This is a genomic window from Sulfitobacter undariae, assembly GCF_014196805.1.
Taxonomy (GTDB): domain Bacteria; phylum Pseudomonadota; class Alphaproteobacteria; order Rhodobacterales; family Rhodobacteraceae; genus Sulfitobacter; species Sulfitobacter undariae.
Map to the genome: position 1 here is coordinate 24,765 of NZ_JACIEI010000019.1, position 21,927 is coordinate 46,691.

Here is a 21,927-nt window from a genome sequence, read left to right on the forward strand (position 1 = left end):
TTCAACTGCCCCACACTTTACGGTACTCTCCACCATCGGCATTGGCATCATCATCGCAACAAGCCAGATCAACGACCTGTTCGGCCTGTCGATCAAAGACGTTCCCGCAGAATTCATCGAAAAGATGCACACGCTGTGGAACGCGCGCGATAGCCTAAGCCCGTTTGCGCTGGGGATCGGGGCGGTCACAATGATATTGATCGTTGGTTTGCGCCGCCTTGCGCCCAAATTTCCGGGGCTGGTGGTCGCTGTCGGTCTGACCTCCGCCATTGTCGCCTTTGCCGCCCTGCCCGTCGATACCATCTTTTCGCGGTTTGGCGATCTGCCACGCACACTGCCGGTGCCCTCCCTTCCCGTTATCACCGTCGAGCGGATCATCGAGCTGCTCCCCTCCGCCGTCATCATCGCCTTCCTCGCCAGCGTTGAATCGCTTCTGTCTGCGATGGTTGCCGACCGGATGATCGGTGGCCAACACAGACCAAACGCCGAGGTTCTCGCACAGGGGTTCGCAAATGTCGGGTCCGCCCTGTTTGGCGGCCTGCCCGCAACAGGGGCGATTGCGCGCACCGCCACGAACGTTCGCGCGGGCGGCAAAACCCCCGTTGCAGGCGTCGTTCACGCGCTGACGATCTTGCTGGTGATGCTTCTGGCCGCGCCGCTAGCGGGGTATCTTGCCATGCCCGCGCTCGCCGGGCTGCTCATCCTGACCGCATGGAACATGAGCGAGCCGCACAAATGGCGCGGCTATATGCAAGCCCCCACATCCGACCGGGTTCTGCTGGGCGTCACACTGGTTTTGACGGTGTTTGCGGACCTGACCGTCGCGATCGGTGTCGGTGTCGCGCTTGGCCTTGCCTTGCGGTTACGCCGCAACAACGCAACCATGGAGAAAGACTGGACACCGCCCGATCGCTAGGCGACGGCGGTGAATTTGTCCTTCAGATACGACAGGTACGGCTGCGGATCATTTGCTTCGGCCCCCAGCGCCCCCAACATCTGCGCACGGCTGCGCGCACGCCCGTGCTGCCAGACGCTATCCGACAACGCCGCGCGCAACGGTGCGGTGTCCGCCCGCTCAAGCGCTGCGCGGATGTCGGGTTTGGTGGCATCGAAATGCGCCATCAGCTGTGCCGCCGTTGCATTGCCGATGGTGTAGGTCGGGAACGACCCGATATAGCCCGACGACCAATGCACATCCTGAAGACACCCCTGCGCATCATCGGTGATCTCCACACCCAGATCATCGCGCATCGCCTCGCGCCAGACCTGCGCAACATCGGCCACCGCCAACGATCCGTCCATCAACGCCATCTCGATCCGCACACGCAGCATGATGTGCAGATCATACGTCAACTCGTCCGCCTCCACGCGGATCGGTCCCGGCTCGACCCGGTTGATGGCCGCGACAAATTCCGCCTCGCTCACATCGGCAAGCTGCTGCGGGAAGGTATCGCGCAGGCGGGCAAAATGCGCCGCCCAAAACGCGGGGCTGCGCCCGACGTGGTTTTCCAACAGACGCGACTGGCTTTCGTGCATCCCGAAACTGGTGCCGCCAACCGCATAAAGCCCGATCATATCCGTCGCAAAAGCGCCGCGCGTATGGGCCGGATCAACACCTTGCTCATACAGCGCATGACCGACCTCGTGAATGCTGCCGAAAATCGACATCGGCAGGTAATTGCGCGGCCAGCGCGAGGTGATGCGCACATCGTTGCGGGTAAAGCTCACCTCGAACGGATGCACAGCGGTATCAAGCCGCCCGCGATCAAAATCATACCCCAACGCGCGCGCCGTATCGGCGGCAAAGCGGTGCTGCAATTCCGGCGGATAGTCGCGGTACAGAAAATCGGTGCGCGGAGCGGGTCGTCCGCGCGCAGCGTCGAGCACCGGCAGGATACCCGCGCGCAGCGTATCGAAAAACGCCCCAAGGCTGGCGGCGGTTTCACCCGGCTCGTAAATCTGCACCATCGGGTCATAAGGATGACCCTCGTATCCCAAAGCCTGCGCACTTTCGCGCGCCAATGAAACAACCTTTTCCAGATGCGGCTGGAACAGCGCAAAATCGGATGTTTCGCGTGCTTGCGCCCACGCCGCCCCCGCAACGGTGGCATGTTCGGCCTGTGCGCGCAGTAATTCGGCGGGCAGGCGTGTATGATGGTTGATCGCCTCTTGCACCGCCACGGCGGCCGGATCGTCCCCCGCCGCGTCAACAGCATCCTGCATCCCGCGATCAAGGATCATCTCGCGCGCGATTCCCATCAACGTCGCCACCTGGTGCCCGCGCGTTTGCGCCCCGCCAGACGGCATTTGCGTGCGCGCATCCCAATTCAGCGTATTCACCGCGCACAGCACATCGTTCAACCGGCCGACACGCGCGTTCAGATCATCGCTCATGCCGCCACCTCCGACTTGGCATCAACCCCGCCATCGTTGAGGTGACAGGCAACCGTGCGCGCCGTCCCCGCATCCGTCAGGCGCGGCACCTCCACCCGACAGCGCGGTCCGGCAAGCGGGCAACGCGGATGAAACGCACAGCCCGACGGCGGGTTGATCGGCGACGGGATTTCACCCTTGATCGCCTCGAACCGCCGCTTGCCCGTCCCGACAGTCGGGACCGAGGCAAAAAGAGCCGTCGTATAAGGGTGCTTGGGATCGGCGTATAATTCATCCGCCGGAGCAAGCTCGACCAACCGGCCCAGATACATGATCGCCACGCGGTCACACACATGACGCACCACCGACAAATCATGGCTGATAAACAGCGCCGTCAGACCCAGATCGCGACGCAGATCCATGAACAGGTTCAACACCTGCGCCTGAATCGACACATCCAATGAGGCAACAGCCTCATCCAGCACCAGAACCTCCGGCTCCATCGCCAGCGCACGGGCAATCGCGACACGCTGGCGCTGACCCCCCGAAAACTGATGCGGGAAACGATCCGCATACGCCCCCTCAAGGCCCACTTTCTCCAACAATTCGCGCATCCGCGCCTGCACATCACGGGCCGGAATAATCTTGTGATAGCGCGGGCCTTCGGCCAATGTCTCGCCCACCTTCATGCGCGGGTTAAGCGAGGCAAACGGATCCTGATGGATCATCTGCACCTGCGTCGTCAGCTTGTCGATATTGCCGCCATGGGTGCGCGCAACCGGCTTGTCGTGCAGGGTCACGCTGCCATCGCTGGGCGCATAAATGCCCGCCACAACACGGCCCAACGTGGATTTGCCACAGCCGGATTCGCCCACAATACCCAACACCTCGCCCTGCGACACCTCAAGCGACACGTCCGTCAGCGCATGAACCGTCACCGGCTTGCCCCCACCGGTTACCTTGCCGACCAGCCGCTCGGCCAGCCCCGGCATCCGGGTAAAGCGTTTGGAGACGTGTTCGATTTTCAAAATGGGATCGGTCATGTTCGCTCCAACGGGTGGTGGCACAGGACGGTTTGCCCATCGACGGTATCGGCGGGCGGTACGGTTTTGCAAATGTCGCTCGCGCGCGGGCAACGGGGGCGAAACGGACACCCCTGCGGCAGCCGTGACAGCTGCGGTGTCGATCCGGGAATTTGCGGCAGATGCTTGCCCGGCTCGTGTAGCGCGGGAATCGAATCCAGCAGCCCCTTGGTGTAGGGATGGCGCGGATGGTCGATCACCTGTTGCGCCGTGCCGCGCTCCACGATCTTGCCCGCGTACATCACGCAAATATCATCCGCGAGGCTTGAGACCACGGCAAGGTCATGCGTGATCCACACAATCGCCGCGCCCGTGGTATCCGCCAGATCGCGCACCTCCGCCAGAATCTGCCCCTGAATCGAAACATCAAGCGCCGTTGTCGCCTCGTCCGCGATAATCACCGACGGGCTGTGCAAAAGCGCCATCGCGATGGCAACCCGTTGCCGCATCCCGCCCGACAACTGGTGCGGATAGGCCTGCAACCGCTCTTCGGGCGACGGAATCCCCACCGCCTCAAGGGCTGCACGCGATTCCTCCAACGCTGCGGTTTTGGACATCTTGCGATGCACCCGCACCGCCATCGCCATCTGGTCGCCCACGCGCAACACGGGGTTCAGCGTCATCATCGGGTCTTGAAACACCATGGCAACCTTGTTGCCGCGCATCTTGCGCATGTGTTCGTCCGACAGCGCGCGCAAATCGTTTCCATCCACCAGAACCTTGCCCGCCGAAATCTCTCCCGGCGCGTCGATCAATCCCATGACAGAGAACCCTGTCACGCTTTTGCCCGACCCGCTTTCTCCGACAAGGCCAAGGATACGGCCCTTTTGCACGGAAAAGCTCACGTCATTTACCGCCGTTACCGGATCGCCACGGGTGGCAAAACGGGTGGTCAGGCCCTGAACATCAAGTGCGGCAGTCATCGGCTGTTCCTCGGGTCAATTACGGTGCGGATCTGGTCGCCCACAAGGTTGATCGCAACAACCGTGATCATCAGGAAAACCCCCGGATAGATCGACAACCAATAGCGCCCCGCATGAATGTATTTGAATCCGTTCGAGATCAACGATCCCAACGACGGTTCGGTCAGCGGCAGGCCCACCCCCAGAAACGACAGCGTCGCTTCCAGCGAAATCGCGCTGGCCACCTGTACCGTTGCAACCACAATCAACGGCGGCAGCACGTTGGGCAACAAATGCTTGAACATGATCCGCCATGTCGGCAGCGGGGTCGAGCGCGCCGCCTCGATGTAATCCTTGCGCCGCTCGACCGAGGCCGCGCCATGGGTGGTGCGCGCGAAATAGGCGTATTGCGCCACAACCAGCGCGAAAATGATCTGCGGAATCCCCTGCCCCAGCATCGCCACCATCACCAGCGCCAACAGGATCGCAGGCATCGACAGTTGCAAATCAACGATCCGCATCAACAGCGCCTCGATCCGGCCCCCGAAGTACGCCGCCGTCAGCCCGACAGTGATCCCCACCACCAGCGCCAACGCCCCGGCGGATAACCCGATCACAAAGCTGGTGCGCAGCCCGTACAGGATCGCCGACAGCATATCGCGCCCCGCGTTGTCGGTACCAAGCAGATGGACATACCCCCCCGACCCCTCGGTGCCGGGCGGCAAAAACGCATCCATCCAATCCAGTTTCGCCAGATCATAGGGATCTTGCGGCACCAGAAAAGGCGCGCCAAACGATCCCATCAACAAGGCAACAATCACGATCAGCGCGGCAATCGCCACCCACGACTGGCGGTAATCCGACCAGAAGTTGCGCAGGCGCATCGCGCGCGTTTCGGCTGGCGGTGCAGAGGGGACCGCGATCACGCCGCTCTCAGGCGTCAGGGTATCGGGCATCACGAGCCTCCTTTCAGACGGACACGCGGGTCCAGCCTTGCATAGATCAGATCAACAATCAGGTTGATCAGCACAAACAGGATCACCACCATCACGAGGTAGGACACCATCACAGGCCGATCCAGTTGCAAAATGCTATCAATAATCAGCTTGCCCACACCGGGCCAGTTGAACACCGTCTCCGTCACCACCGCAAACGCGAGGGTCGAGCCAAGCTCGAGCCCGAACACCGTGATCACCGGAATCGAAATGTTGCGCAGGATGTGGCTGAATACAATCTGGCGGTCCGGCAATCCCTGGGCGCGCGCAAAGCGCACATATTCCGCGCCCATCGCCTCGACCATGCCTGCGCGGGTCAGGCGGATCAGCAGACCCATCTTGAACAGCGACAGGTTGATCGCGGGCATAATCACATGGCTCCAGCCGTTCGATGTGGCCAGCGACGTCTTGAACCACAAGAACTCTGCCACCTCGCCGCGCCCGCCCGATGGCAACCACCCCAATTCAACCGCAAACGCCATGATCAACAGCATCCCGATCCAGAACGTAGGCACCGAAAATCCCAAAACCGACAGCGCCATAATCAGCTTGGCACCAATGCTGTTCGGACGATACCCGGCATAAAGCCCTGCCGGAATCCCCACCACCGCCGCAATCGTCACCGACACCAACACCAGCTCAAGCGTGGCAGGCAGGCGCGAGAACACCAGCGACGTAACCGAGATGTTATACACCATCGACCGGCCCAGATCGCCCTGAAACAGATTGCCGACAAAGGTGAAATATTGCCGCCACAGCGGTTGATCCAGCCCGTACTGGCGGATCAGGTTTTCGCGGATCTCGGCCGTGGCACCGGGATCAATCATCACATCAATCGGATTGCCGATGGCATAGACCCCGACAAAAACGATGACCGACATGGCAAAGACCACAACAACCGCCTGCGATAATCGCCCGACAAGATAACCAAACATTTCAACCTCGCGTTTCGCCCCTGTTTCGCAAAGGGCATGACTGGATCAGCTTGTCGTAGAAAAAGGAGCGGCGCGCAATTATCTAACTGCGCGCCGCCCGACCGCTTGAACCGGTTTATTCCGGCGTGATCGCATAGGCGCGGGTTTCCTGATCGACGCGCGGCGTCATATCAAGCGTATCCGCCTTGGCCGCCCAAACGGTCTGCAAAATCACTGTGGGGATCAATGCGCGGTCTTCCATCGCGATAAAAGACGCCTCTTCGTACAGCTTCTTGCGCGCTTCGGGGTCCAATGTCTGGCTGCCCTCAAAGAAAACCTTGTCGAATTCAGGGTTGGAATACCCCGAACGGTTAAAGTTGCCAAAGCCCTTTTCCGCGTCCTTGGTATGCGCCAAAGCGCCGTAGGTATAGGCGGCTTCGCCCGTCAACGTGCCCCATGCGGACATCGTCATGGTGTATTCCTCACGCGCAGCGGCGGGGAAATAGACAGTACCGTTCAAGGCCTGCGCGTTCACCTTCAGACCCAGACGCGACCACATCTGCGCCAGCGCCTCGCACACCACGGCGTCGCCGGGCACACGGTTGTTGGTGCAGGTGAAATCAATCTCGAACCCGTCGGGATACCCCGCCTCGGTCAACAGTGCCTTGGCCTGCTCGATGTCATACTCCCGCACAGGCAGTTCGTTGGAATAGCCAAAGAACCCTTCGGGCATCAGCTGGTTCGCCGGTTTGCCCAGCCCCTCAAGGACCACTTTCACCAGAATTTCGCGGTTGATCGCCAGATCAAGCGCCTTGCGCACCCGCAGATCCTGCAATGGATTGCCCTCGACCTCGACGCCGTTCACCTTGATCGGCTGCGGCTCTTCGTCCTTTACCGATGGCGCGATGTTCAGGATATAAATCGAATCCGACACAAATGTTTCAAGGCTGTTGTCGTTCTGCATCGACAGATAATCGGTCGCGGGAACATAGTTGATCAGATCGACCTGACCGGATTTCAACGCGGCCACACGCGCGGCGTCATCCGCAATCTCGCGGCGGGTGACATTCTCCCACGCAGGCGCGCCGCCCCAATACTCGTCATTCCGCTTCAGAACCAAATCACCTTTGGGCTGCCAGCTTACAAAGGTATACGGGCCCGTGCCGATGGCCTTTTCGCCCGAATTGAATTCCTCGTTGCGCGCTTCCATACCGGTTTCGGAGGGGACAACGAACAGGCGGGTGAAGTCGTTTGGCAGCGAAGGCGCCATGCCTTTTGTCGTCACGCGCAGCGTCAGCGGATCAACCACCTCAACGCTCTCGACGTATTTTGTATACAGCGTCATCGGCATCGGGCCGGTCACTTCCGGGATGCGCTCGATCGAGAATTTCACATCTTCGGCGTCAAAATCGCTGCCGTCATGAAATTTCACGCCTTCGCGCATTTTGAATTCCCACGTCGTATCGTCAATCGCTTCCCAGCTGACGGCAAGACCCGGCATCATCTGAAGCTTGTCATCCACATCAATAAGCGTGTCGAAAACATGGCGCAGCGCCTCGGCCTGACTGCCCAGAGTGGACCAATGCGGATCAATGGAATCGGGTCCGGCCCGCAGACCAAGCATCAAATCCTGCGCCATGACCGCCGGTGCGGCCACAAGAAGCGCAAGCGAGGCAACGCCAGACCTTAGTGTAGTTTTCAACATTTCACTCTCCATCCGTTATGGTGTTCTGTAACACTACGCATCAGGTAAATTTGAGGTCAAGAAAATATAACACATTTGCGGAATTAAATTTGCATAACGCCCATGTTTCGCGCAACAATGATGCACGAAGCCCGCCGCACCCACTCTTGCACCAGCAACCGTTACAGTTAATTGATACACCATGATGCGCACTGAAACAGATGGAATCGACTCGGCACTGGCGCGCATCGCGGCGGCAATTGAACCGCAATCGTCGGTGCCTGTGTCGGTGCAACTGCGCGGTGCGCTGGAATACGGCATCGCCACCGGTGACATTCCCGCGAACGCGCGCCTGCCCTCCGTGCGCCGCCTCGCCGCCCGTCTCAAGCTGTCTCCCGTCACCGTCAGCAGCGTTTACACCGCGCTTCAGGCGCGTGGCCATATCGAGGGGCGCATCGGCTCGGGCACGTTTGTCGCCGACCGCGCGCCGCTCCCCCCCAGCCAGACACAGCGCCTCGCCGATTTCGAGCGCCAGATCGCCGCCCTTGTGCAGGCGGGCCGCGAATTGGGCCTGTCACGTCAGGACATCGCCTTTCGCATTTCCATGGCACCGCCCGCCGCCGTCCTGCCGCTGCGCATCCTCGTGTTGGGCACATTTCTGGACGCAACCAAAGCCTACGCAAACGATCTGGAACCCTACCTCAGCGACATCGACACCATAAGCGCCGCAAGCGTCGCAGACCTCGGGCGCGGCGCGGAACCTGCGGCGGATCTGGTCATCTGCCCGCACACCCTGACCGCCGACGCACAGCGCCTGTTTTCCAACCTGCCGGTGTTGGGCATGACCCTGATCCCGAACGAGCAAACCCGCATCGCCCTCGCCGGTATCCCCCCCGAAGCAAACGTCGGGGTCGTCTCTTATTTCGATGATTTCCTGCCCACCCTCAAAAGCGGGATAGACCGTTTTGCCCCGCATTTGGGTCGCATTACGGCGGTGCCGCGCGATTTTGACGGGCTGCCCGATCTCCTCGCCCGCGTCGATGTGCTGATCTACTCCACAGGGGCCGAATATCTGCTCAAATCCCTGCGCGCGGATCAAACCGCAATAGAATACCGCCACACCCCGGACAGCCACGCCGTCCGCTCCAAAGTTCTGCCCGCAATCGAAGCTGTGCGGGCCAAAAACCAAACAAAGGACACGCAAAATGAGAATAAGTGACAGCAACTGGTTCGAAGTCGAAGAATACCTTAAAAACGACGACCGCTGTGTTTTGCCCCTGGGCAGCACCGAACAGCACGCACACCTCAGCCTCTCGGTCGATTCGATCCTGTCGGACAAGATGGCCGCCGACGCCGCCGAGCCGTTGGGCGTTCCGGTGTTTCCCGCCGTTCCCTACGGCCTGACCCCCTATTTCATGGGCTTCCCCGGCACGGTCTCCTTGCGCCTGCAAACCTACGCCGCCCTTGTGCGCGACATTCTCGACAGTCTCTATGATACCGGTTTCCGCCGGATTCTCATCGTCAACGGCCACGGCGGCAACAGCCCCGTACAGCCGGTGTGCGCCGAATGGATGCAAGACCGGATGGGCGCGCGCTGCCGCTTCCACGACTGGTGGCGCGCCCCGAAAACATGGGCCGCCGTGCAAGACGTCGATCCCATCGCCTCGCACGCGTCATGGATGGAAAATTTCCCGTGGACCCGCCTTGACGGTCGCCCCGTACCGCCCGAACAAAAACCCTACGTCGATTTCGACCGCCTGCGCGACCGCAACGCCGCCGGTGTGCGCGACCTGATCGGCGATGGCAACTACGGCGGCCACTACCAAAAACCCGACGCCGACATGCACCGCATCTGGGGCATCGCCGTCGAAGAAACCCGCGCGCAGCTGGCAGGCGACTGGACATGAGCGATGATGCAATCCTGATCTGGGGTGCGGGCGCAATCGGCGGCATCCTTGGCGCATATTTCGCCCGCGCGGGGCATCCCGTGCACATGGTCGACATTGTCGAGGACCACGTCGCCGCCATGCAAACCACCGGCCTGCACATCGAAGGGCCGGTCGAAGAGTTCACCCAAATCCTGCCCGCCGACACCCCCGCCACCCTCACCGGCAAATTCCGCCGCGTGATCCTCGCTGTCAAGGCGCACCACACCGACGCGGCGCTCGACATGCTGCTGCCGCATCTGGCCGACGACGGCTATGTCGTCTCCGCACAGAACGGCCTGAACGAACGCACCATTGCCGCGCGGATCGGCGCGGACCGCACGTTGGGCTGTTTCGTCAATTTCGGTGCCGACTGGCTTGAACCGGGGCGCATCCTGTATGGCAACCGCGCCGCCGTGGCCTTGGGTGAACTTGACGGCTCCGACACCCCCCGTTTGCGCGAAATGCATGCCCTATTCAGCATCGTAGAGCCTGATGCTGTCAAAACCGATAACATCTGGGGCTATCTCTGGGGCAAATGCGGTTATGGCGCGCTGCTGTTCGCCACCGCCCTTACCCCCGCCTCCATGTCCGACGCGATGGAGCCTGCCAAAACCCGCCCCGTCTTTGCCAAACTCGGGACCGAAGCGATGCAGCTGGCGCAAGCCGAAGGCATCCGCCCGCTGGGGTTCAACGGCTTTGATCCCGACGCCTTTCGCACCAACGACGCCGCAGGCATAAACATCGCCATCGACACGATGGTTGCCCACAATCGCAAAACCGCAAAAACCCATTCCGGTATCTACCGCGACCTTGCCGTGCGCAAACGCAAAACCGAAGTCGATGCGCAAATCGGGGTGCTGGTCGACATCGGGCGCAGCCACGGCGTCGCCACACCCGCGCTGGCGCTGTTGTGCGACCTGATCCACGACATCGAAGACGGCAAACGCGCACAATCCACCGACCTCCTTGATCTGATGGTGCCGGTATGCAGTTGAATCTTGACGGAAAAATCTTTGCTGTAACGGGTGCCGCCCAAGGCATCGGCGCGGCCATCGTGCGCGGCCTTACGGACGCCGGTGCCACCGTCGCGGCAATCGACATTGACGCAGGCGGCATGGCGCATCTCGCCCCCCTGCCCCGCGTCACCACCCACGCGGGCGATCTGGGCACCCAAACCACCGCCCATGCCCTGTGCGCCGAGGTCATCGCACAGCACGGCACCATCGACGGCCTTGTCACTGCCGCTGGTGGCGTGCGCGGCCAGACCGGCCGCCCGCTTGAGGACATCACCCCCGACGACTGGCACACGATCTTTGCCGCCAACGTCGATGCCGCGATGTGGTGCGCACAGGCCTTTGCTCCGGCGATGAAAAAACGCGGACAGGGCCGCATCGTCACCATCTCTTCGGGCGCGGGTCTCAAGGCAAGCCTGACCGGCATCCAAGCCTACGCCGCCGCCAAACACGCGCTGATCGGCCTCACCAAACAACTCGCGCTTGAGCTGGGGCCCGCAGGCATCACCGTCAATTCCGTCGCCCCCGGTTTCATCCTCTCCAACCCCGCCACCGAAAGGCAATGGGACGCGTTCGGCACCGAGCGGCAGAAACAAATCATCGGCAACATCCACATGCGCCGCCTTGGCCGCGCACAGGACATTGCCGATGCCGTTACCTTCCTGTGTTCCGACAAGGCGAACTGGATCACCGGACAAACCCTGCAAGTCGATGGAGGACACGCATGAACGATCCACACACATGGGACGAAGCAATCTGGCGCGGCAAGGTCGAAGCCGTGCGCGCAGGCCGCAATCTGCTCCCTGCAAAATGGCCGAACGGCGCGCGCTGCGCCGTGGCCCTGTCCTTCGACAGCGACCATGAAACCAACGAATTGCGCGATGGCGGCAACTCCACCGCCCGACTCAGCTGGGGCGAATACGGCACCCGCCGCGGTGTGCCGCGCATCCGCCGCGTGCTGGACCGTTTCGGCGCAAAGGCCAGCTTTTTCGTGCCTGCCGTCTCCGCCCTGCTGCACCCCGAAGAACAACGCAGCCTTGCAGATGACGGCCATGAAATCGGCCTGCACGGCTGGATTCACGAACTGAACACAGGGCTGGACGAAGCGACCGAACGCGACCTGATGCTGCGCGCCGCCGATACGCTGGAAAAGATCGCAGGCACCCGCCCCGTCGGCATGCGCACCCCGTCCTGGGATTACAGCCCCAACACCCTCAGCCTCGCGCGCGAAATGGGTCTGATCTATGACAGCTCGCTGTTCTCCGACGATGACCCCTACGAGATTTTGCAAAACGGCGAGCCGACAGGCATGGTCGAACTGCCCGTCGAATGGATTCGCGACGATGCGGTTTACTTCATGATGAACCGTTTCGGCGCGCAACGCCCCTATACCGCGCCCGCCGATGTGCTCGATATCTTCACCCGCGAATTCGAAGGGGCGTATGCCGAAAACGGGCTGTTCCTGCTCACCATGCACCCGCATGTCACCGGCTACCGCAGCCGGATTTTCATCCTCGAAGAACTGCTGGAGCGGATCACCGACAAAGGCGATTGCTGGATCGCGACCCACGCCGAAATCGCGCAATACTGCGCAGAGCAGGCAGGAATGACCCCGAAAGGCCCGAAATGAAACGATTTTCCCTTGCCGTACATGGCGGCGCCGGCACAATCCTCAAGGCCAATCTGACACCCGAGCTTGAAACCGGATACCACGCCGGCCTACGCGCCGCCCTTGATGCGGGGCACGCCATCCTTGCCGCAGGTGGCAGCGCGCTTGATGCGGTCACCGCCGCTGTTTGTGCGCTTGAGGACGAGCCGCTGTTTAACGCGGGGCGCGGGGCGGTTTTCACCTCCGATGGCAAACAGGAAATGGACGCCGCCGTGATGGACGGTGCCACCCGCGCCGCTGGCGCTGTCGGTGGCATCTTTGGCCCGCGCAACCCGATCCGCGCCGCCCGCGCGGTGATGGAGCACACCGATCACGTCATGCTGATCGGCCCCAACGCGCTTAACGTGGCGCACGCGGCGGATTTGCCCTTTGCAGAGCCTGATTATTTCTTCACCCAAGCCCGCTGGGACGCGCTGCAATCCACCCTCGAAATGCGTTCCGAAGGCTGCGAAGACGATGACCCCGCGCGGCGTCACGGCACCGTGGGCGCGGTGGCCTGCGACACGCACGGCACCGTTGCCGCCGCCACCTCTACCGGCGGCATGACCGCCAAATTGCCGGGGCGTGTGGGTGATACCCCGCTCATCGGCAGCGGCACATTTGCCGATAACGCCACCTGCGCCGTTTCCGGCACCGGCCACGGCGAGGTGTTCATCCGCTACACCGCCGCGTCCGAAATCGCCGCGCGGATGCGCCATGCGGGCCAATCGCTTGAGGACGCCGCCGCGCATGTGGTGATGCACGATCTGGCCGAAAACGACGGTTCCGGCGGGGTGATCGCGGTGGACGCCAAGGGCAACATCACAATGCCGTTCAACTGCGATGGCATGTACCGCGGCAGGGTCACCCAGGACGGCGCGTTCGAAACCTTCATCTACCGCTAAAGGAAACCGCGATGACGCAAAACCGCACCCCCCTGCGCGCGCACGGCGTAAGCATCGGCGAATACCCCGCCGGAGCGCTGAACGCGATCACCGATGTGGCGGGGGTGCGGGTGGGGCATTGCACCCTGATCGAAGGGGACAAAACCCGCACCGGCGCCACCGCCATCATTCCGCACGATGGCAACATTTTCGCCCGTAAAACCCCCGCCGGTCTGGCGGTGCTGAACGGTTTTGGCAAATTCGCCGGTGCCACCCAAATTCAGGAACTCGGCCAGATCGAAACCCCGATCCTGCTGACCAACACGCTTGCCACCGGTCGCGCAATCGACGCGCTCATCGCCTATACACTGGCGCAGCCGGGCAACGAAAAAACCGTTTCGATCAACGCCGTTGTGGGGGAAACCAACGACAGCCGCCTTAACGACATCCGCGCCCCCCGCCCCACCGTCGCCGAAATGACCTGCGCGCTTGACGGTGCGCGCACTGGCCCCGTCGCTCAGGGCGCTGTGGGTGCGGGGACCGGCACCGTTGCCTTCGGGTTCAAAGGGGGCATCGGCACCGCCTCGCGCAGTGTGGGCGATCACACCCTTGGCGTGCTGGTACAATCCAACTTTGGCGGCACTTTGCGGATCGACGGGCGCACCCTGAACACCCCCGCGAACGCCGATGTCGACGGCTCCATCGTGATCATCGCCGCCACGGACGCCCCTGTCTCGCCGCGCAATCTTGAGCGTCTTGCGATGCGGTGTTTTGGCGGGCTTGCCCGCACCGGCGCGGCCCTTAGCAACGGATCGGGCGATTATGCGCTGGCGTTTACCACCAGCCAAAACGCCACGGAAATGTCACACGACGCCATGTCGCCCCTGTTCAACGCCGCGATCGAGGCAACCGAAGAGGCGATCATAAACTCCCTGCTGATGGCCGTGGATATGCACGGCTATGATGCCTCAACCGACCGCCCCAATCACATCGCCGCCCTCACCCTTCCCCCGAATCAACCACCGCCTGCTGGGAGTGGACAAAACATGGGGGTCATGCGGCGCGTTTTCTGTTTGCGACGGTCAGCCGACCATCGAGAACTGCGGCCCTTGTGACGGCTACTCGGTGAGCCCCTTTGGGCGACCACCGCATCCTTCTGCGCTTTCCCATGCGGGCATTGGCAATGTCATCGACTGATCCTTCGGCACGAGATGACGAGATGGGCAGCCCGTTACGGTACCGTCGGCCATAGTCGACAAGGGATTCCATGTTGTTCGCGAGATAGGTGTACAGTGTCCCGCATCGGGCCTGCACACGAGCGGCAGCGGTGCGGACAGCCAAAGGTTCTTCCGCAAGGCGGGTGCAATCGTGCATGAGCCCTTTCAGATAAGTTTCCGCGACCCGTGCTCTGCCATGCCACAGCCACCAGCGAAGGCTTTTCGCGGGGCGCTGGAACAGCACCGGAATTCCAGTGAATCCCGGTATCTGGACCAGACCCTGAACGGCGGCCTCGACATGTCGAATACGCATCGAGATGTGCCACCAGTCGAGGATATGCTTCACCTGGCCGTCGCCACCCATGGCATTCCGTATGAGGTTCGGGAGAGCAAGCTCGCCATCAGAGATTACCGTCAACAGACGGCCCGGCTTCCATCCAAAGTCTGACAGCTCTTCTCGCATCCGGCTGCCTGGCGATGCCGTCGCATTGGCGACCAAGCCAAATCGTCGGCACATAGTGCGACTTTCAATCTTACCGACCACAAGATCCAGGTGTCGCTGCTGATACTCCGGTCGACAGCGGATATGCGCACCGTCCAGAAAAACCGTCAAACCCCCTTTGGGAAGTGCTTCAGCGGGATCGCCTGATGCCCTTCGACTTTTCTCGAGCCCCGCGGCTACTCTTCCCAACCGGTCACGCACCGTGGTGTGATGGGGCGGATGGCAGGGGAGGAAGCTTTTCATCAGCCGCGCGGCTTCGCGAAAGGAATGCCGGGACCCGAGTTCCGCATGGAGCCGCTGCAGCTCCGGGGTAGCCCGGTCAGGAAAGAAATAGGCCAGCGGAGAAATAGGTCCGCCGGGCATCGCCGCTGACCTGGCATCACACGAACAGCGGCGCAAGCGCGCGGCTTTGACCCGAACCCGCCCAAAGAGCGTGTCGAGATCGCGCGTGCGATAGTCATGAATGGCACGAACCGAGGCGCAATCCGGGCATACGCGGCTTTCTCGGATGATTTCCTCAACCTGATCGCAAAGAATTGCCCGCTGAATCTGTTCGACAACCCTCTTCCCATCCTCGAGGCGCAACCCGATCCCGTCTGGACAGGTCACCCGGTAGGGTCGTGAAATGCCGTCAAGCTGATGAGTGCGCTTCTCCCCGTTGTCGAAGGTAGTTTCGATTGTAATCCGTACGTCCATGGCAGCCCCACACGCAAAGAACTCACCTTAGCACGGGCCGCAACGACGAAGATGACCCCCATGTTTTGTCCACTCCCCTCCCCTTCGCTCGACCACCTCGCGCGGGCGTTCCAGCAACGCCATCTGCTTGCCCACCGGCAGGGGCTTGTCGATGAGGAGTATATTGCCAAGAGCGGTGACACCCGCTATCGGCCCGGCCAGCGGCTTGTACTTCGCGCCGAACGCGTCACCGAGGCCGTCGAGCTTGTCGAGAGGCTCGTTGCGGGGCTTCGGGATGATGCAAGCAGTGCCCGTTCAGGGCAGAGGTCTTCACCATAAATGCTGGCAGGGGCGCGGCGCCACAATATGTGAAGGCTACCGGCTTCCAGTCTGCCCTTGCCGCTCCGAGAACCGTGCGCGTGCGTTCACGGATGATCAATCCGTTGCCTCTGTGATCCCTTTCCGCAAAAGCCAGGCCTTCAAAGGAGCCGCAGTACTGTGGCTCGGTGGGTTGGACGGAGGGCTCAAAGAAAAGAAATTGGGCCGGTCGGATTGGGTCCGGTTCCAACGCATGAGTTATAGAATTTCATTCTATAACTCATGATACGCAGAATTTTGCGTGGCTTGATGTGCGATCAGCACTCCGCACTGCCCTTGATCGCCTGGCCCGCAGTCAGATCACGCCTGTCAGGCGGCCTCGACCATCGGTTCGTAGCGCACGTCGGGCATGGCATCATTGAGCCAGGCAGGCTGCAGGTCGCCATTGTTCCATTGGTACAAGTAGCCCACCAGCGTGTCGGTCTTCTTGCAGAGGATGCGCTTGGACGGGCGGGCGATCGACCAAAGGAGCGCACCAATCAAAACCAGACCGGACAGCAGGCCTACGACCACTAGTATGCCTTGGGCAATCGTCATGAGCGGTGTCCGAACACCTGCGCCTCCTGATGCGCATTGTCGGTCGCTTCGAATTCAAGCGTGGAATGCTCGATTGAGAAACGTTCATGCAGCACCGATTTGACGTTTTCTTTAATTTTGTCGGCCTCACCCATCCGGTCGCGTTCGACAACAATATGGCAGTCCAATGCCGCAGTGTTCTCCTGCATTTGCCACAGGTGGACATGATGCACGTTCACAACGCCATCGACACTCTGGATCGCTCTGACCACGTCATTTCCATCAATATCTGGTGGGCTCCCAAGCATCAGGGTTCGAATTGGGCCCCCTATTTCGGTGAAGGACAGATACAGGATGTAGAGCGCGATGCCGATGGTGATGGCCGGATCCACCCAACGCATATCATAAAGTATAATGAGCGTCCCGCCGACTATGACGGCCACTGAAGCCAACGCGTCCGAAAGGTTGTGGAGAAACAGCGCGCGGATGTTCACGCTCCCCTTCTGCATCGAATAGGTCAGCATTGCGGTCAGCGTGTCGACCACAAGCGCAATTCCACCGAGAATGACGACGGTCCACCCCATGACTTCGGGTGGATCAATCATGCGCATGCCACCTTCGTAGATCAGGTAGAAGCCGATCACGATCAGGGTGGTGTAGTTGATCAGGGCAGCGACGATTTCGACCCGGCCATAGCCGAAAGTCATGCGCTCATCGGCCGGGCGGCGCGCGATCTTGCGCGCGGCGAAGGCAATGACAAGCGAGGCCATATCGGAAAAGTTGTGCAGCGCATCGGCGATAAGTGCTAGACTGCCCGACAATATGCCCCCGACGATTTGCGCAGCAGTAAGTAGCCCATTCGCCCAGATCGCGATCGCAACCCGTCGATCCCCAGAATTCGGATCGATATTCGCGTGCCCGTGATCATGCGGCATTGGCAGGCTCCTCATGCGCGTGTGTCGCGCGTCGGTCAGTCTTCAGGCGGCCGCTGCGGAAACCACGTACGCGCGCATTCATCCAGTGGCGTATTATATGACGGTAAAGGGCACCACGCAGCCTTCCAAAGGATTGCTCATGGGACAAATAGAAGGCGTCGGGCGTATCGTACACGCCGAAATCTTGCACGATGCCGGTTTTCTGAATGTAGGTATCTTCTCCGTTCCAGGCGACGGGAGGCGCGCCAAGGCAATCCGTGCCCGCGCCATAACCGCAGAGACTGTCCGTGTCCGAGAACGATCTTTGCAGGACTTCGAAGAAAGCGTCATCCAGGATGAAGCCTTCAAGGTTGATCCAGGCCCCTTGAAATTCGATCTCTACCCACGAATGGAGAATTTCCTCTGGAGCAAGCGGATACACCAACTCTGGGACAACACCGCGCTGCAAGCCTTTGTGGATCGTAAACCCATGCAACCGGCAACGAACGCCAACACCACGCAGCAGCGCCATTAAGAGCGTGCCTTTCGTATTGCACTGCCCGTAGCCGTCGGAAAGTACCTCGGATGCGGGGATGTCGTCAGCTCGATTGTATCCGAACGAGATTTCATTTCGAACGAAATCATAGGCAGCTCCGATCCGATCGTATTCGGATAAGTCGCGCCAGCTGCGGCTCTCTATTAGATGCGCAAGAGGCGCGGCATCAAAATCCAGTAGTTTGGTGGGTGCAAGTAGGGGGTTGGTTATCTGCAACGGAGTCGCTCCTCGAATCGTCTTGGAACAGACTAGTCTCTATAGTTACTGTAGCTTCAACCCCTTCTTTTAGAAACGATCTCTCGCAACTACTTGTCCGTGTGAACTGCTTTGTGGTGTTCACCGTGTGCGTCGCGTAGGATATTGACACCGCCCCAGGCCGCGATCCCGGCGATAATCACACCGACGACTAGGTCGGGCCAGTTCGTTCCCAGCCAGGCAACGAGGCCACCTGCGACCACGATTCCGAGGTTTGCCGCAAAGTCGTTCCAGCTGAAAGTATTGGCCGCGCGGATGTTGACGTCCGGATCTTTGAGCCGAGCGAGCAACCAGACACAAACTGAGTTGATGGCCGCCGCGCTCAGCGCCATGACGATCATAACGGTGCCAAGGGGATCCGACCCACCGACATAGCGGCGCCAAGCATCATAAAGGATCCCGATGGCGAACACGATCAGCAAGCAGCCCGAGACATTCGCCGCACCACGTTTCCATTTCGCAGACCGCGACAATGCAAACAGACTGATTGCGTAGACCAAGCTGTCTGAAAGGTTGTCGAGCCCGTTTGCGATCAGGGCACTGGAATCCCCGAAGGCCCCGGTCGCAAAAAAGGCCATGGCAAGACCCACGTTTAGACCGAGAACAATCCAAAGGGTGCGTCTTTCGCTTGCTCCTTTTCCTGCAGTCATACTTCCCATTCCGCTTGGTCGACTATGATCCTTCAACCTCTCGGGCAGATCAGAGTTCCGGATTGATTAATAATGGTCAGTTCCATGTACGACCGCCGGGAGCTGTCAGTCAGGCGTCTCAACCAAAGTAGAGTATAGCCCTTTTTATGGGGCGATGAGATCGCGATTTGAGACGGTTTCAAGTTCAAACCATAAAGTTCAATTGGTTCGTGGCGCGGCCAGTATTATAGCTGCGCCGAGCAAGCAAACGGCTGTGCCAAGCGTATCCCACCTGTCCGGTCTGTGACCCTCTGCAAGCCACATCCACAGTACCGAAGCCGCAATGTAGACTCCGCCATAGGCGGCAAAGGCGCGGCCCGCAGCAACCGTTTCGACTTGCGCCAGAAGCCACCCGAATACCACCAAGGCTACAATACCGGGTACGAGCCAAGCCGCGGATGCGCCGAGGCGCCACCAGCTCCAGATCGCGAAACACCCGGCGATCTCGGCCAAGGCCGCAAGCGGATAGGCAAGCGCGGCAGGCATCTCAGGCACCGATCTCGTCGTGTTCGGTCAAACATTCGGAATGATCCCGCAACACCTCAAGCACCTTGCAATCGGCGGTACGTCCACCGCTGCATTCGTGAACCATGCGTTTCAGTTCGGTGCGCAGCGCCTTCAGACGGGCCATGCGCTGCTCCACCTGCTTTAGCTGGCGACGCGCAATCGCGTCGGCTTCTTCGCAGGGCCGATTGGGCTGGTCGCTGAGGTCGAGCAGCTCGCGGATCGCATCAAGCGAGAAGCCGAGTTGTCGCGAATGGCGGATAAAGGACAGTCGGTCGAGCTGTGCATTGTCATAGCGCCTCTGTCCGCCTTCAGTCCGGCCGGGTTCGGGCATGAGCCCGATCTGCTCGTAGTACCGAATGGTCTGCACCTTTGTGCCGGTCTTCTTTGACAGAGTGCCGATCGTGAGCATCTTCGCCTCCATGAAAAGTTACAGTCTTTGTAGGTTTTGCCGCCCCAATAGACAAGTGCCGGATTCACAGACGCGTGAGTTTAAGCCACAACGTGATTTCGCGCTTGAACCTCTAGTAGCTAGAGGATGTAAACGCGGCAATAATCAAGAATCAAAATCAGGCGCACAGGATTGTCCCTCACATCGGCACAGAAATTTCTTTGGGTTTTGGCAGGCGTCGCGTCGCTTGCCTTCGTATGGTTTTTGCTCTGGTCGGACTATCGCGCTGACCGCGCCCGAACCGACACCGATCCAGCGTTTGTCGCTGCATTCGAATTGACGGACCACCAAGGTGTGGTTCGAACGGAAGAAGACTTTTCGGGGCGTTGGATGTTGGTATTTTTCGGCTTCAGCAACTGCCCCGATGTCTGCCCGACGACACTGCCCGACGACACTGTCTGAGGTCGCGGCGGTGATGGACGGTCTGGGCGACAATGCCGCGAGGGTCCAGCCGATTTTCATAACCATCGACCCCGAACGGGACACGCCCATGGCACTCGCCGAATTCGTTCCGCTGTTCGATGCGAACATCATCGGGCTGACAGGTACGCCCGAACAGATCGCCGCTACATCCGAAACGTTTCCGATCTTCTTTGAACGCATCGAAGAGGCCACAGCGCCGGATGGCTACACAATGGGCCACACGTCGCATCTGTTTCTGTTCGACCCCGAGGCAGGCTTTGCAGACTCATGGCCCTATGGCACGTCCGCTGAAGAGATTCTCGCCGATCTGGAAGAGAGGATCTGACCGACATGAACCGCGTACCCGCAGAAACCGCCCTCGGGCTGGCATGGATCGTTGCCCTCGTCGCCTCGCTTGCTGTACTTTTCATCGGCGAAGTGATGGGGCAGACACCCTGCGTGTTGTGCTGGTTCCAGCGCGCCTTCATGTTCCCGCTCGCGATCATTCTCGGCCTCGGCCTTTGGTGGCGAGACGGCAGCGTCGGGCGCTATGGCATCGCTCTGGCGCTTGGTGGTGGCGTGGTCGCCCTGTGGCACATGGGCCTCTACGCGGGCCTGATCCCCGAACGTATCCAGCCCTGCACGGCCACCGGCCCCTCGTGCACCGATGATAACCAATTGGTCTTCGGCATCCCGATCCCGCTGATGGCGCTGGCCGCCTTCGCGCTGATCGGGTTCCTGTCGGCCCTTTCATTGAAGGAAACACAAACATGAATCGACGCGGCTTAATCCTGTCCGTTCTCGCCCTCGGCGTTGCCGGTTTCGGCGGAGCCACTTGGTACGCGACTCGCCCCGGCCCCGCGGCCGAAGCAAAAACCGTTGCGCCGGAACTCGCGGACGCGATGATCCGCTCTTACTCGCCCATCCTCGGACCTGCCGACGCGCCCGTCACGATTGTCGAATTCTTTGACCCGGCCTGCGAGGCTTGCCGCGCCTTCCATCCGATCGTGAAGGACATCATGGCACAGCATGGAGATGCCGTCCGCGTCGTTATCCGCTACACCGCGTTTCATGGCGAGGCATCCGAGGAAGCGATCCGCGTGCTCGAGGCAGCACGCATGCAAGGCGTTTACGAGCCGGTGCTCGAAGCCGTTCTGCGGGATCAGCCGAGATGGGCGTCGCACGGCGCGCCTGAGCTCGGTCTGATCCTCCAGATCGCCGCCACTGCCGGACTCGATGCAGAGGCCGCGCGCACGCAAATGCTGGCACCAGATGTCGTTGCGATCCTGAATCAGGATCGTGCGGACGTCGAAACCGTGGGAGTGCGCCAGACTCCTACTTTCTTTGTAAACGGCAAGTCGCTCGATCCATTCGGGGAGGCAGAACTGCGGCGATTAGTGGCCGCGGAAGTTGCCGCCGTGCAAAGCTGAATGGAAAAGGCAGGA

Annotated in this window: 24 protein-coding genes and 1 pseudogene; 11 read left to right on the forward strand and 14 right to left on the reverse strand. The window is 60.7% G+C overall.

The window, feature by feature from the left end; translation table 11 throughout:
* Window position 1: 1 nt before the first annotated feature.
* On the reverse strand, window positions 2-130 hold the full coding sequence (locus tag GGR95_RS19080; RefSeq protein WP_281395973.1) for a hypothetical protein: 129 nt from the start codon (window positions 128-130) through the stop codon (window positions 2-4).
* Between GGR95_RS19080 and GGR95_RS16770 the strand changes: the two genes are divergently transcribed.
* The gene (locus GGR95_RS16770; RefSeq protein WP_343042370.1) at window positions 92-916 is read left to right on the forward strand and encodes a SulP family inorganic anion transporter; all 825 of its coding nucleotides are present in this window, start codon (window positions 92-94) and stop codon (window positions 914-916) included. The two genes, GGR95_RS19080 and GGR95_RS16770, sit on opposite strands and share 39 nt — an antisense overlap.
* Here GGR95_RS16770 and GGR95_RS16775 read toward each other — a convergent pair.
* From GGR95_RS16775 to GGR95_RS16800, 6 genes are all read right to left on the reverse strand, one after another.
* The gene (locus GGR95_RS16775; protein WP_184567917.1) at window positions 913-2,394 is read right to left on the reverse strand and encodes a carboxypeptidase M32; all 1,482 of its coding nucleotides are present in this window, start codon (window positions 2,392-2,394) and stop codon (window positions 913-915) included. The two genes, GGR95_RS16770 and GGR95_RS16775, sit on opposite strands and share 4 nt — an antisense overlap.
* The gene (locus GGR95_RS16780) at window positions 2,391-3,416 is read right to left on the reverse strand and encodes an ABC transporter ATP-binding protein (RefSeq protein WP_184567919.1); all 1,026 of its coding nucleotides are present in this window, start codon (window positions 3,414-3,416) and stop codon (window positions 2,391-2,393) included. Before GGR95_RS16780 ends, GGR95_RS16775 begins: the two co-directional genes overlap by 4 nt.
* Window positions 3,413-4,378 carry an ABC transporter ATP-binding protein gene (locus GGR95_RS16785; RefSeq protein ID WP_184567921.1) on the reverse strand — a complete coding sequence of 322 codons (966 nt, stop codon included), beginning with the start codon at window positions 4,376-4,378 and terminating at the stop codon, window positions 3,413-3,415. Before GGR95_RS16785 ends, GGR95_RS16780 begins: the two co-directional genes overlap by 4 nt.
* Window positions 4,375-5,313, reverse strand: a complete 939-nt coding sequence (locus tag GGR95_RS16790) for an ABC transporter permease (protein WP_184567923.1) — start codon at window positions 5,311-5,313, stop codon at window positions 4,375-4,377. The genes GGR95_RS16785 and GGR95_RS16790 overlap by 4 nt, the downstream gene beginning before the upstream one ends.
* Complete coding sequence (locus GGR95_RS16795) at window positions 5,313-6,287, reverse strand: ABC transporter permease (protein WP_184567925.1); 975 nt, start codon at window positions 6,285-6,287, stop codon at window positions 5,313-5,315. The genes GGR95_RS16790 and GGR95_RS16795 overlap by 1 nt, the downstream gene beginning before the upstream one ends.
* A 115-nt stretch (window positions 6,288-6,402) precedes the next feature.
* Window positions 6,403-7,971 (reverse strand): ABC transporter substrate-binding protein, encoded by a 1,569-nt coding sequence (locus tag GGR95_RS16800; RefSeq protein ID WP_184567928.1) that lies wholly within the window; start codon window positions 7,969-7,971, stop codon window positions 6,403-6,405.
* A gap of 184 nt (window positions 7,972-8,155) precedes the next feature.
* Between GGR95_RS16800 and GGR95_RS16805 the strand changes: the two genes are divergently transcribed.
* Genes GGR95_RS16805 through GGR95_RS16835 form a run of 7 tightly spaced genes read left to right on the forward strand, consistent with a single transcriptional unit; the run spans window position 8,156 to window position 14,538 of the window.
* Window positions 8,156-9,169 (forward strand): GntR family transcriptional regulator, encoded by a 1,014-nt coding sequence (locus GGR95_RS16805; RefSeq protein ID WP_221384973.1) that lies wholly within the window; start codon window positions 8,156-8,158, stop codon window positions 9,167-9,169.
* On the forward strand, window positions 9,156-9,857 hold the full coding sequence (locus tag GGR95_RS16810) for a creatininase family protein (protein WP_184567930.1): 702 nt from the start codon (window positions 9,156-9,158) through the stop codon (window positions 9,855-9,857). The genes GGR95_RS16805 and GGR95_RS16810 overlap by 14 nt, the downstream gene beginning before the upstream one ends.
* Window positions 9,854-10,873 (forward strand): ketopantoate reductase family protein, encoded by a 1,020-nt coding sequence (locus GGR95_RS16815; RefSeq protein ID WP_184567932.1) that lies wholly within the window; start codon window positions 9,854-9,856, stop codon window positions 10,871-10,873. Before GGR95_RS16810 ends, GGR95_RS16815 begins: the two co-directional genes overlap by 4 nt.
* Window positions 10,864-11,619: an SDR family NAD(P)-dependent oxidoreductase gene (locus GGR95_RS16820; protein WP_184567934.1), complete on the forward strand. Its 756-nt coding sequence runs from the start codon at window positions 10,864-10,866 to the stop codon at window positions 11,617-11,619. Before GGR95_RS16815 ends, GGR95_RS16820 begins: the two co-directional genes overlap by 10 nt.
* Complete coding sequence (locus GGR95_RS16825; protein ID WP_184567936.1) at window positions 11,616-12,521, forward strand: polysaccharide deacetylase family protein; 906 nt, start codon at window positions 11,616-11,618, stop codon at window positions 12,519-12,521. The genes GGR95_RS16820 and GGR95_RS16825 overlap by 4 nt, the downstream gene beginning before the upstream one ends.
* Complete coding sequence (locus tag GGR95_RS16830; protein WP_184567938.1) at window positions 12,518-13,444, forward strand: isoaspartyl peptidase/L-asparaginase family protein; 927 nt, start codon at window positions 12,518-12,520, stop codon at window positions 13,442-13,444. Before GGR95_RS16825 ends, GGR95_RS16830 begins: the two co-directional genes overlap by 4 nt.
* Window positions 13,445-13,455: 11 nt before the next feature.
* A complete protein-coding gene (locus tag GGR95_RS16835; protein WP_184567940.1) occupies window positions 13,456-14,538 on the forward strand; it encodes a P1 family peptidase in 1,083 nt (360 codons plus the stop codon).
* Here the strand turns inward: GGR95_RS16835 and GGR95_RS16840 are convergent.
* From GGR95_RS16840 to GGR95_RS16870, 7 genes are all read right to left on the reverse strand, one after another.
* Window positions 14,477-15,838 carry an ISKra4 family transposase gene (locus GGR95_RS16840; protein ID WP_184567941.1) on the reverse strand — a complete coding sequence of 454 codons (1,362 nt, stop codon included), beginning with the start codon at window positions 15,836-15,838 and terminating at the stop codon, window positions 14,477-14,479. The two genes, GGR95_RS16835 and GGR95_RS16840, sit on opposite strands and share 62 nt — an antisense overlap.
* A 666-nt stretch (window positions 15,839-16,504) precedes the next feature.
* Window positions 16,505-16,732, reverse strand: coding sequence for a hypothetical protein (locus tag GGR95_RS18985; RefSeq protein WP_050525815.1), 228 nt, complete (start codon window positions 16,730-16,732; stop codon window positions 16,505-16,507).
* Window positions 16,729-17,646, reverse strand: coding sequence for a cation diffusion facilitator family transporter (locus GGR95_RS16850; protein ID WP_184567942.1), 918 nt, complete (start codon window positions 17,644-17,646; stop codon window positions 16,729-16,731). The genes GGR95_RS18985 and GGR95_RS16850 overlap by 4 nt, the downstream gene beginning before the upstream one ends.
* Entirely contained in the window at window positions 17,636-18,391 is a 756-nt protein-coding gene (locus GGR95_RS16855) for a transglutaminase-like domain-containing protein (RefSeq protein ID WP_027240784.1), read from the reverse strand. The genes GGR95_RS16850 and GGR95_RS16855 overlap by 11 nt, the downstream gene beginning before the upstream one ends.
* 95 nt (window positions 18,392-18,486) lie before the next feature.
* Entirely contained in the window at window positions 18,487-19,086 is a 600-nt protein-coding gene (locus tag GGR95_RS16860; protein WP_027238636.1) for a cation efflux transmembrane domain-containing protein, read from the reverse strand.
* A 198-nt stretch (window positions 19,087-19,284) separates the two neighbouring features.
* Window positions 19,285-19,611 (reverse strand): YnfA family protein, encoded by a 327-nt coding sequence (locus GGR95_RS16865; protein WP_056037240.1) that lies wholly within the window; start codon window positions 19,609-19,611, stop codon window positions 19,285-19,287.
* Between the two features lies 1 nt (window position 19,612).
* The gene (locus tag GGR95_RS16870) at window positions 19,613-20,041 is read right to left on the reverse strand and encodes a MerR family transcriptional regulator (RefSeq protein ID WP_039965742.1); all 429 of its coding nucleotides are present in this window, start codon (window positions 20,039-20,041) and stop codon (window positions 19,613-19,615) included.
* A gap of 171 nt (window positions 20,042-20,212) precedes the next feature.
* Here GGR95_RS16870 and GGR95_RS16875 point away from each other — a divergent pair.
* From GGR95_RS16875 to GGR95_RS16885, 3 genes and pseudogenes are all read left to right on the forward strand, one after another.
* Window positions 20,213-20,828: pseudogene (locus tag GGR95_RS16875) on the forward strand (SCO family protein).
* Between the two features lie 5 nt (window positions 20,829-20,833).
* A complete protein-coding gene (locus tag GGR95_RS16880; RefSeq protein ID WP_050525818.1) occupies window positions 20,834-21,256 on the forward strand; it encodes a disulfide bond formation protein B in 423 nt (140 codons plus the stop codon).
* Entirely contained in the window at window positions 21,253-21,912 is a 660-nt protein-coding gene (locus GGR95_RS16885; RefSeq protein WP_050525819.1) for a DsbA family protein, read from the forward strand. Before GGR95_RS16880 ends, GGR95_RS16885 begins: the two co-directional genes overlap by 4 nt.
* Window positions 21,913-21,927 lie beyond the last annotated feature (15 nt).

Coding starts and splice junctions, on each gene's coding strand:
- GGR95_RS16860 (WP_027238636.1), bottom strand. CDS start 19,086: ATGACTGCAGGAAAAGGAGCAAGCGAAAGACGCACCCTTTGGATTGTT.
- GGR95_RS16800 (WP_184567928.1), bottom strand. CDS start 7,971: ATGTTGAAAACTACACTAAGGTCTGGCGTTGCCTCGCTTGCGCTTCTT.
- GGR95_RS16780 (WP_184567919.1), bottom strand. CDS start 3,416: ATGACCGATCCCATTTTGAAAATCGAACACGTCTCCAAACGCTTTACC.
- GGR95_RS16795 (WP_184567925.1), bottom strand. CDS start 6,287: ATGTTTGGTTATCTTGTCGGGCGATTATCGCAGGCGGTTGTTGTGGTC.
- GGR95_RS16865 (WP_056037240.1), bottom strand. CDS start 19,611: ATGCCTGCCGCGCTTGCCTATCCGCTTGCGGCCTTGGCCGAGATCGCC.
- GGR95_RS16835 (WP_184567940.1), top strand. CDS start 13,456: ATGACGCAAAACCGCACCCCCCTGCGCGCGCACGGCGTAAGCATCGGC.
- GGR95_RS18985 (WP_050525815.1), bottom strand. CDS start 16,732: ATGACGATTGCCCAAGGCATACTAGTGGTCGTAGGCCTGCTGTCCGGT.
- GGR95_RS16880 (WP_050525818.1), top strand. CDS start 20,834: ATGAACCGCGTACCCGCAGAAACCGCCCTCGGGCTGGCATGGATCGTT.
- GGR95_RS16820 (WP_184567934.1), top strand. CDS start 10,864: ATGCAGTTGAATCTTGACGGAAAAATCTTTGCTGTAACGGGTGCCGCC.
- GGR95_RS16840 (WP_184567941.1), bottom strand. CDS start 15,838: ATGGACGTACGGATTACAATCGAAACTACCTTCGACAACGGGGAGAAG.
- GGR95_RS16830 (WP_184567938.1), top strand. CDS start 12,518: ATGAAACGATTTTCCCTTGCCGTACATGGCGGCGCCGGCACAATCCTC.
- GGR95_RS16775 (WP_184567917.1), bottom strand. CDS start 2,394: ATGAGCGATGATCTGAACGCGCGTGTCGGCCGGTTGAACGATGTGCTG.
- GGR95_RS16810 (WP_184567930.1), top strand. CDS start 9,156: ATGAGAATAAGTGACAGCAACTGGTTCGAAGTCGAAGAATACCTTAAA.
- GGR95_RS16790 (WP_184567923.1), bottom strand. CDS start 5,313: ATGCCCGATACCCTGACGCCTGAGAGCGGCGTGATCGCGGTCCCCTCT.
- GGR95_RS16815 (WP_184567932.1), top strand. CDS start 9,854: ATGAGCGATGATGCAATCCTGATCTGGGGTGCGGGCGCAATCGGCGGC.
- GGR95_RS16785 (WP_184567921.1), bottom strand. CDS start 4,378: ATGACTGCCGCACTTGATGTTCAGGGCCTGACCACCCGTTTTGCCACC.
- GGR95_RS16805 (WP_221384973.1), top strand. CDS start 8,156: ATGCGCACTGAAACAGATGGAATCGACTCGGCACTGGCGCGCATCGCG.
- GGR95_RS16850 (WP_184567942.1), bottom strand. CDS start 17,646: ATGCCGCATGATCACGGGCACGCGAATATCGATCCGAATTCTGGGGAT.
- GGR95_RS16885 (WP_050525819.1), top strand. CDS start 21,253: ATGAATCGACGCGGCTTAATCCTGTCCGTTCTCGCCCTCGGCGTTGCC.
- GGR95_RS16870 (WP_039965742.1), bottom strand. CDS start 20,041: ATGCTCACGATCGGCACTCTGTCAAAGAAGACCGGCACAAAGGTGCAG.
- GGR95_RS16825 (WP_184567936.1), top strand. CDS start 11,616: ATGAACGATCCACACACATGGGACGAAGCAATCTGGCGCGGCAAGGTC.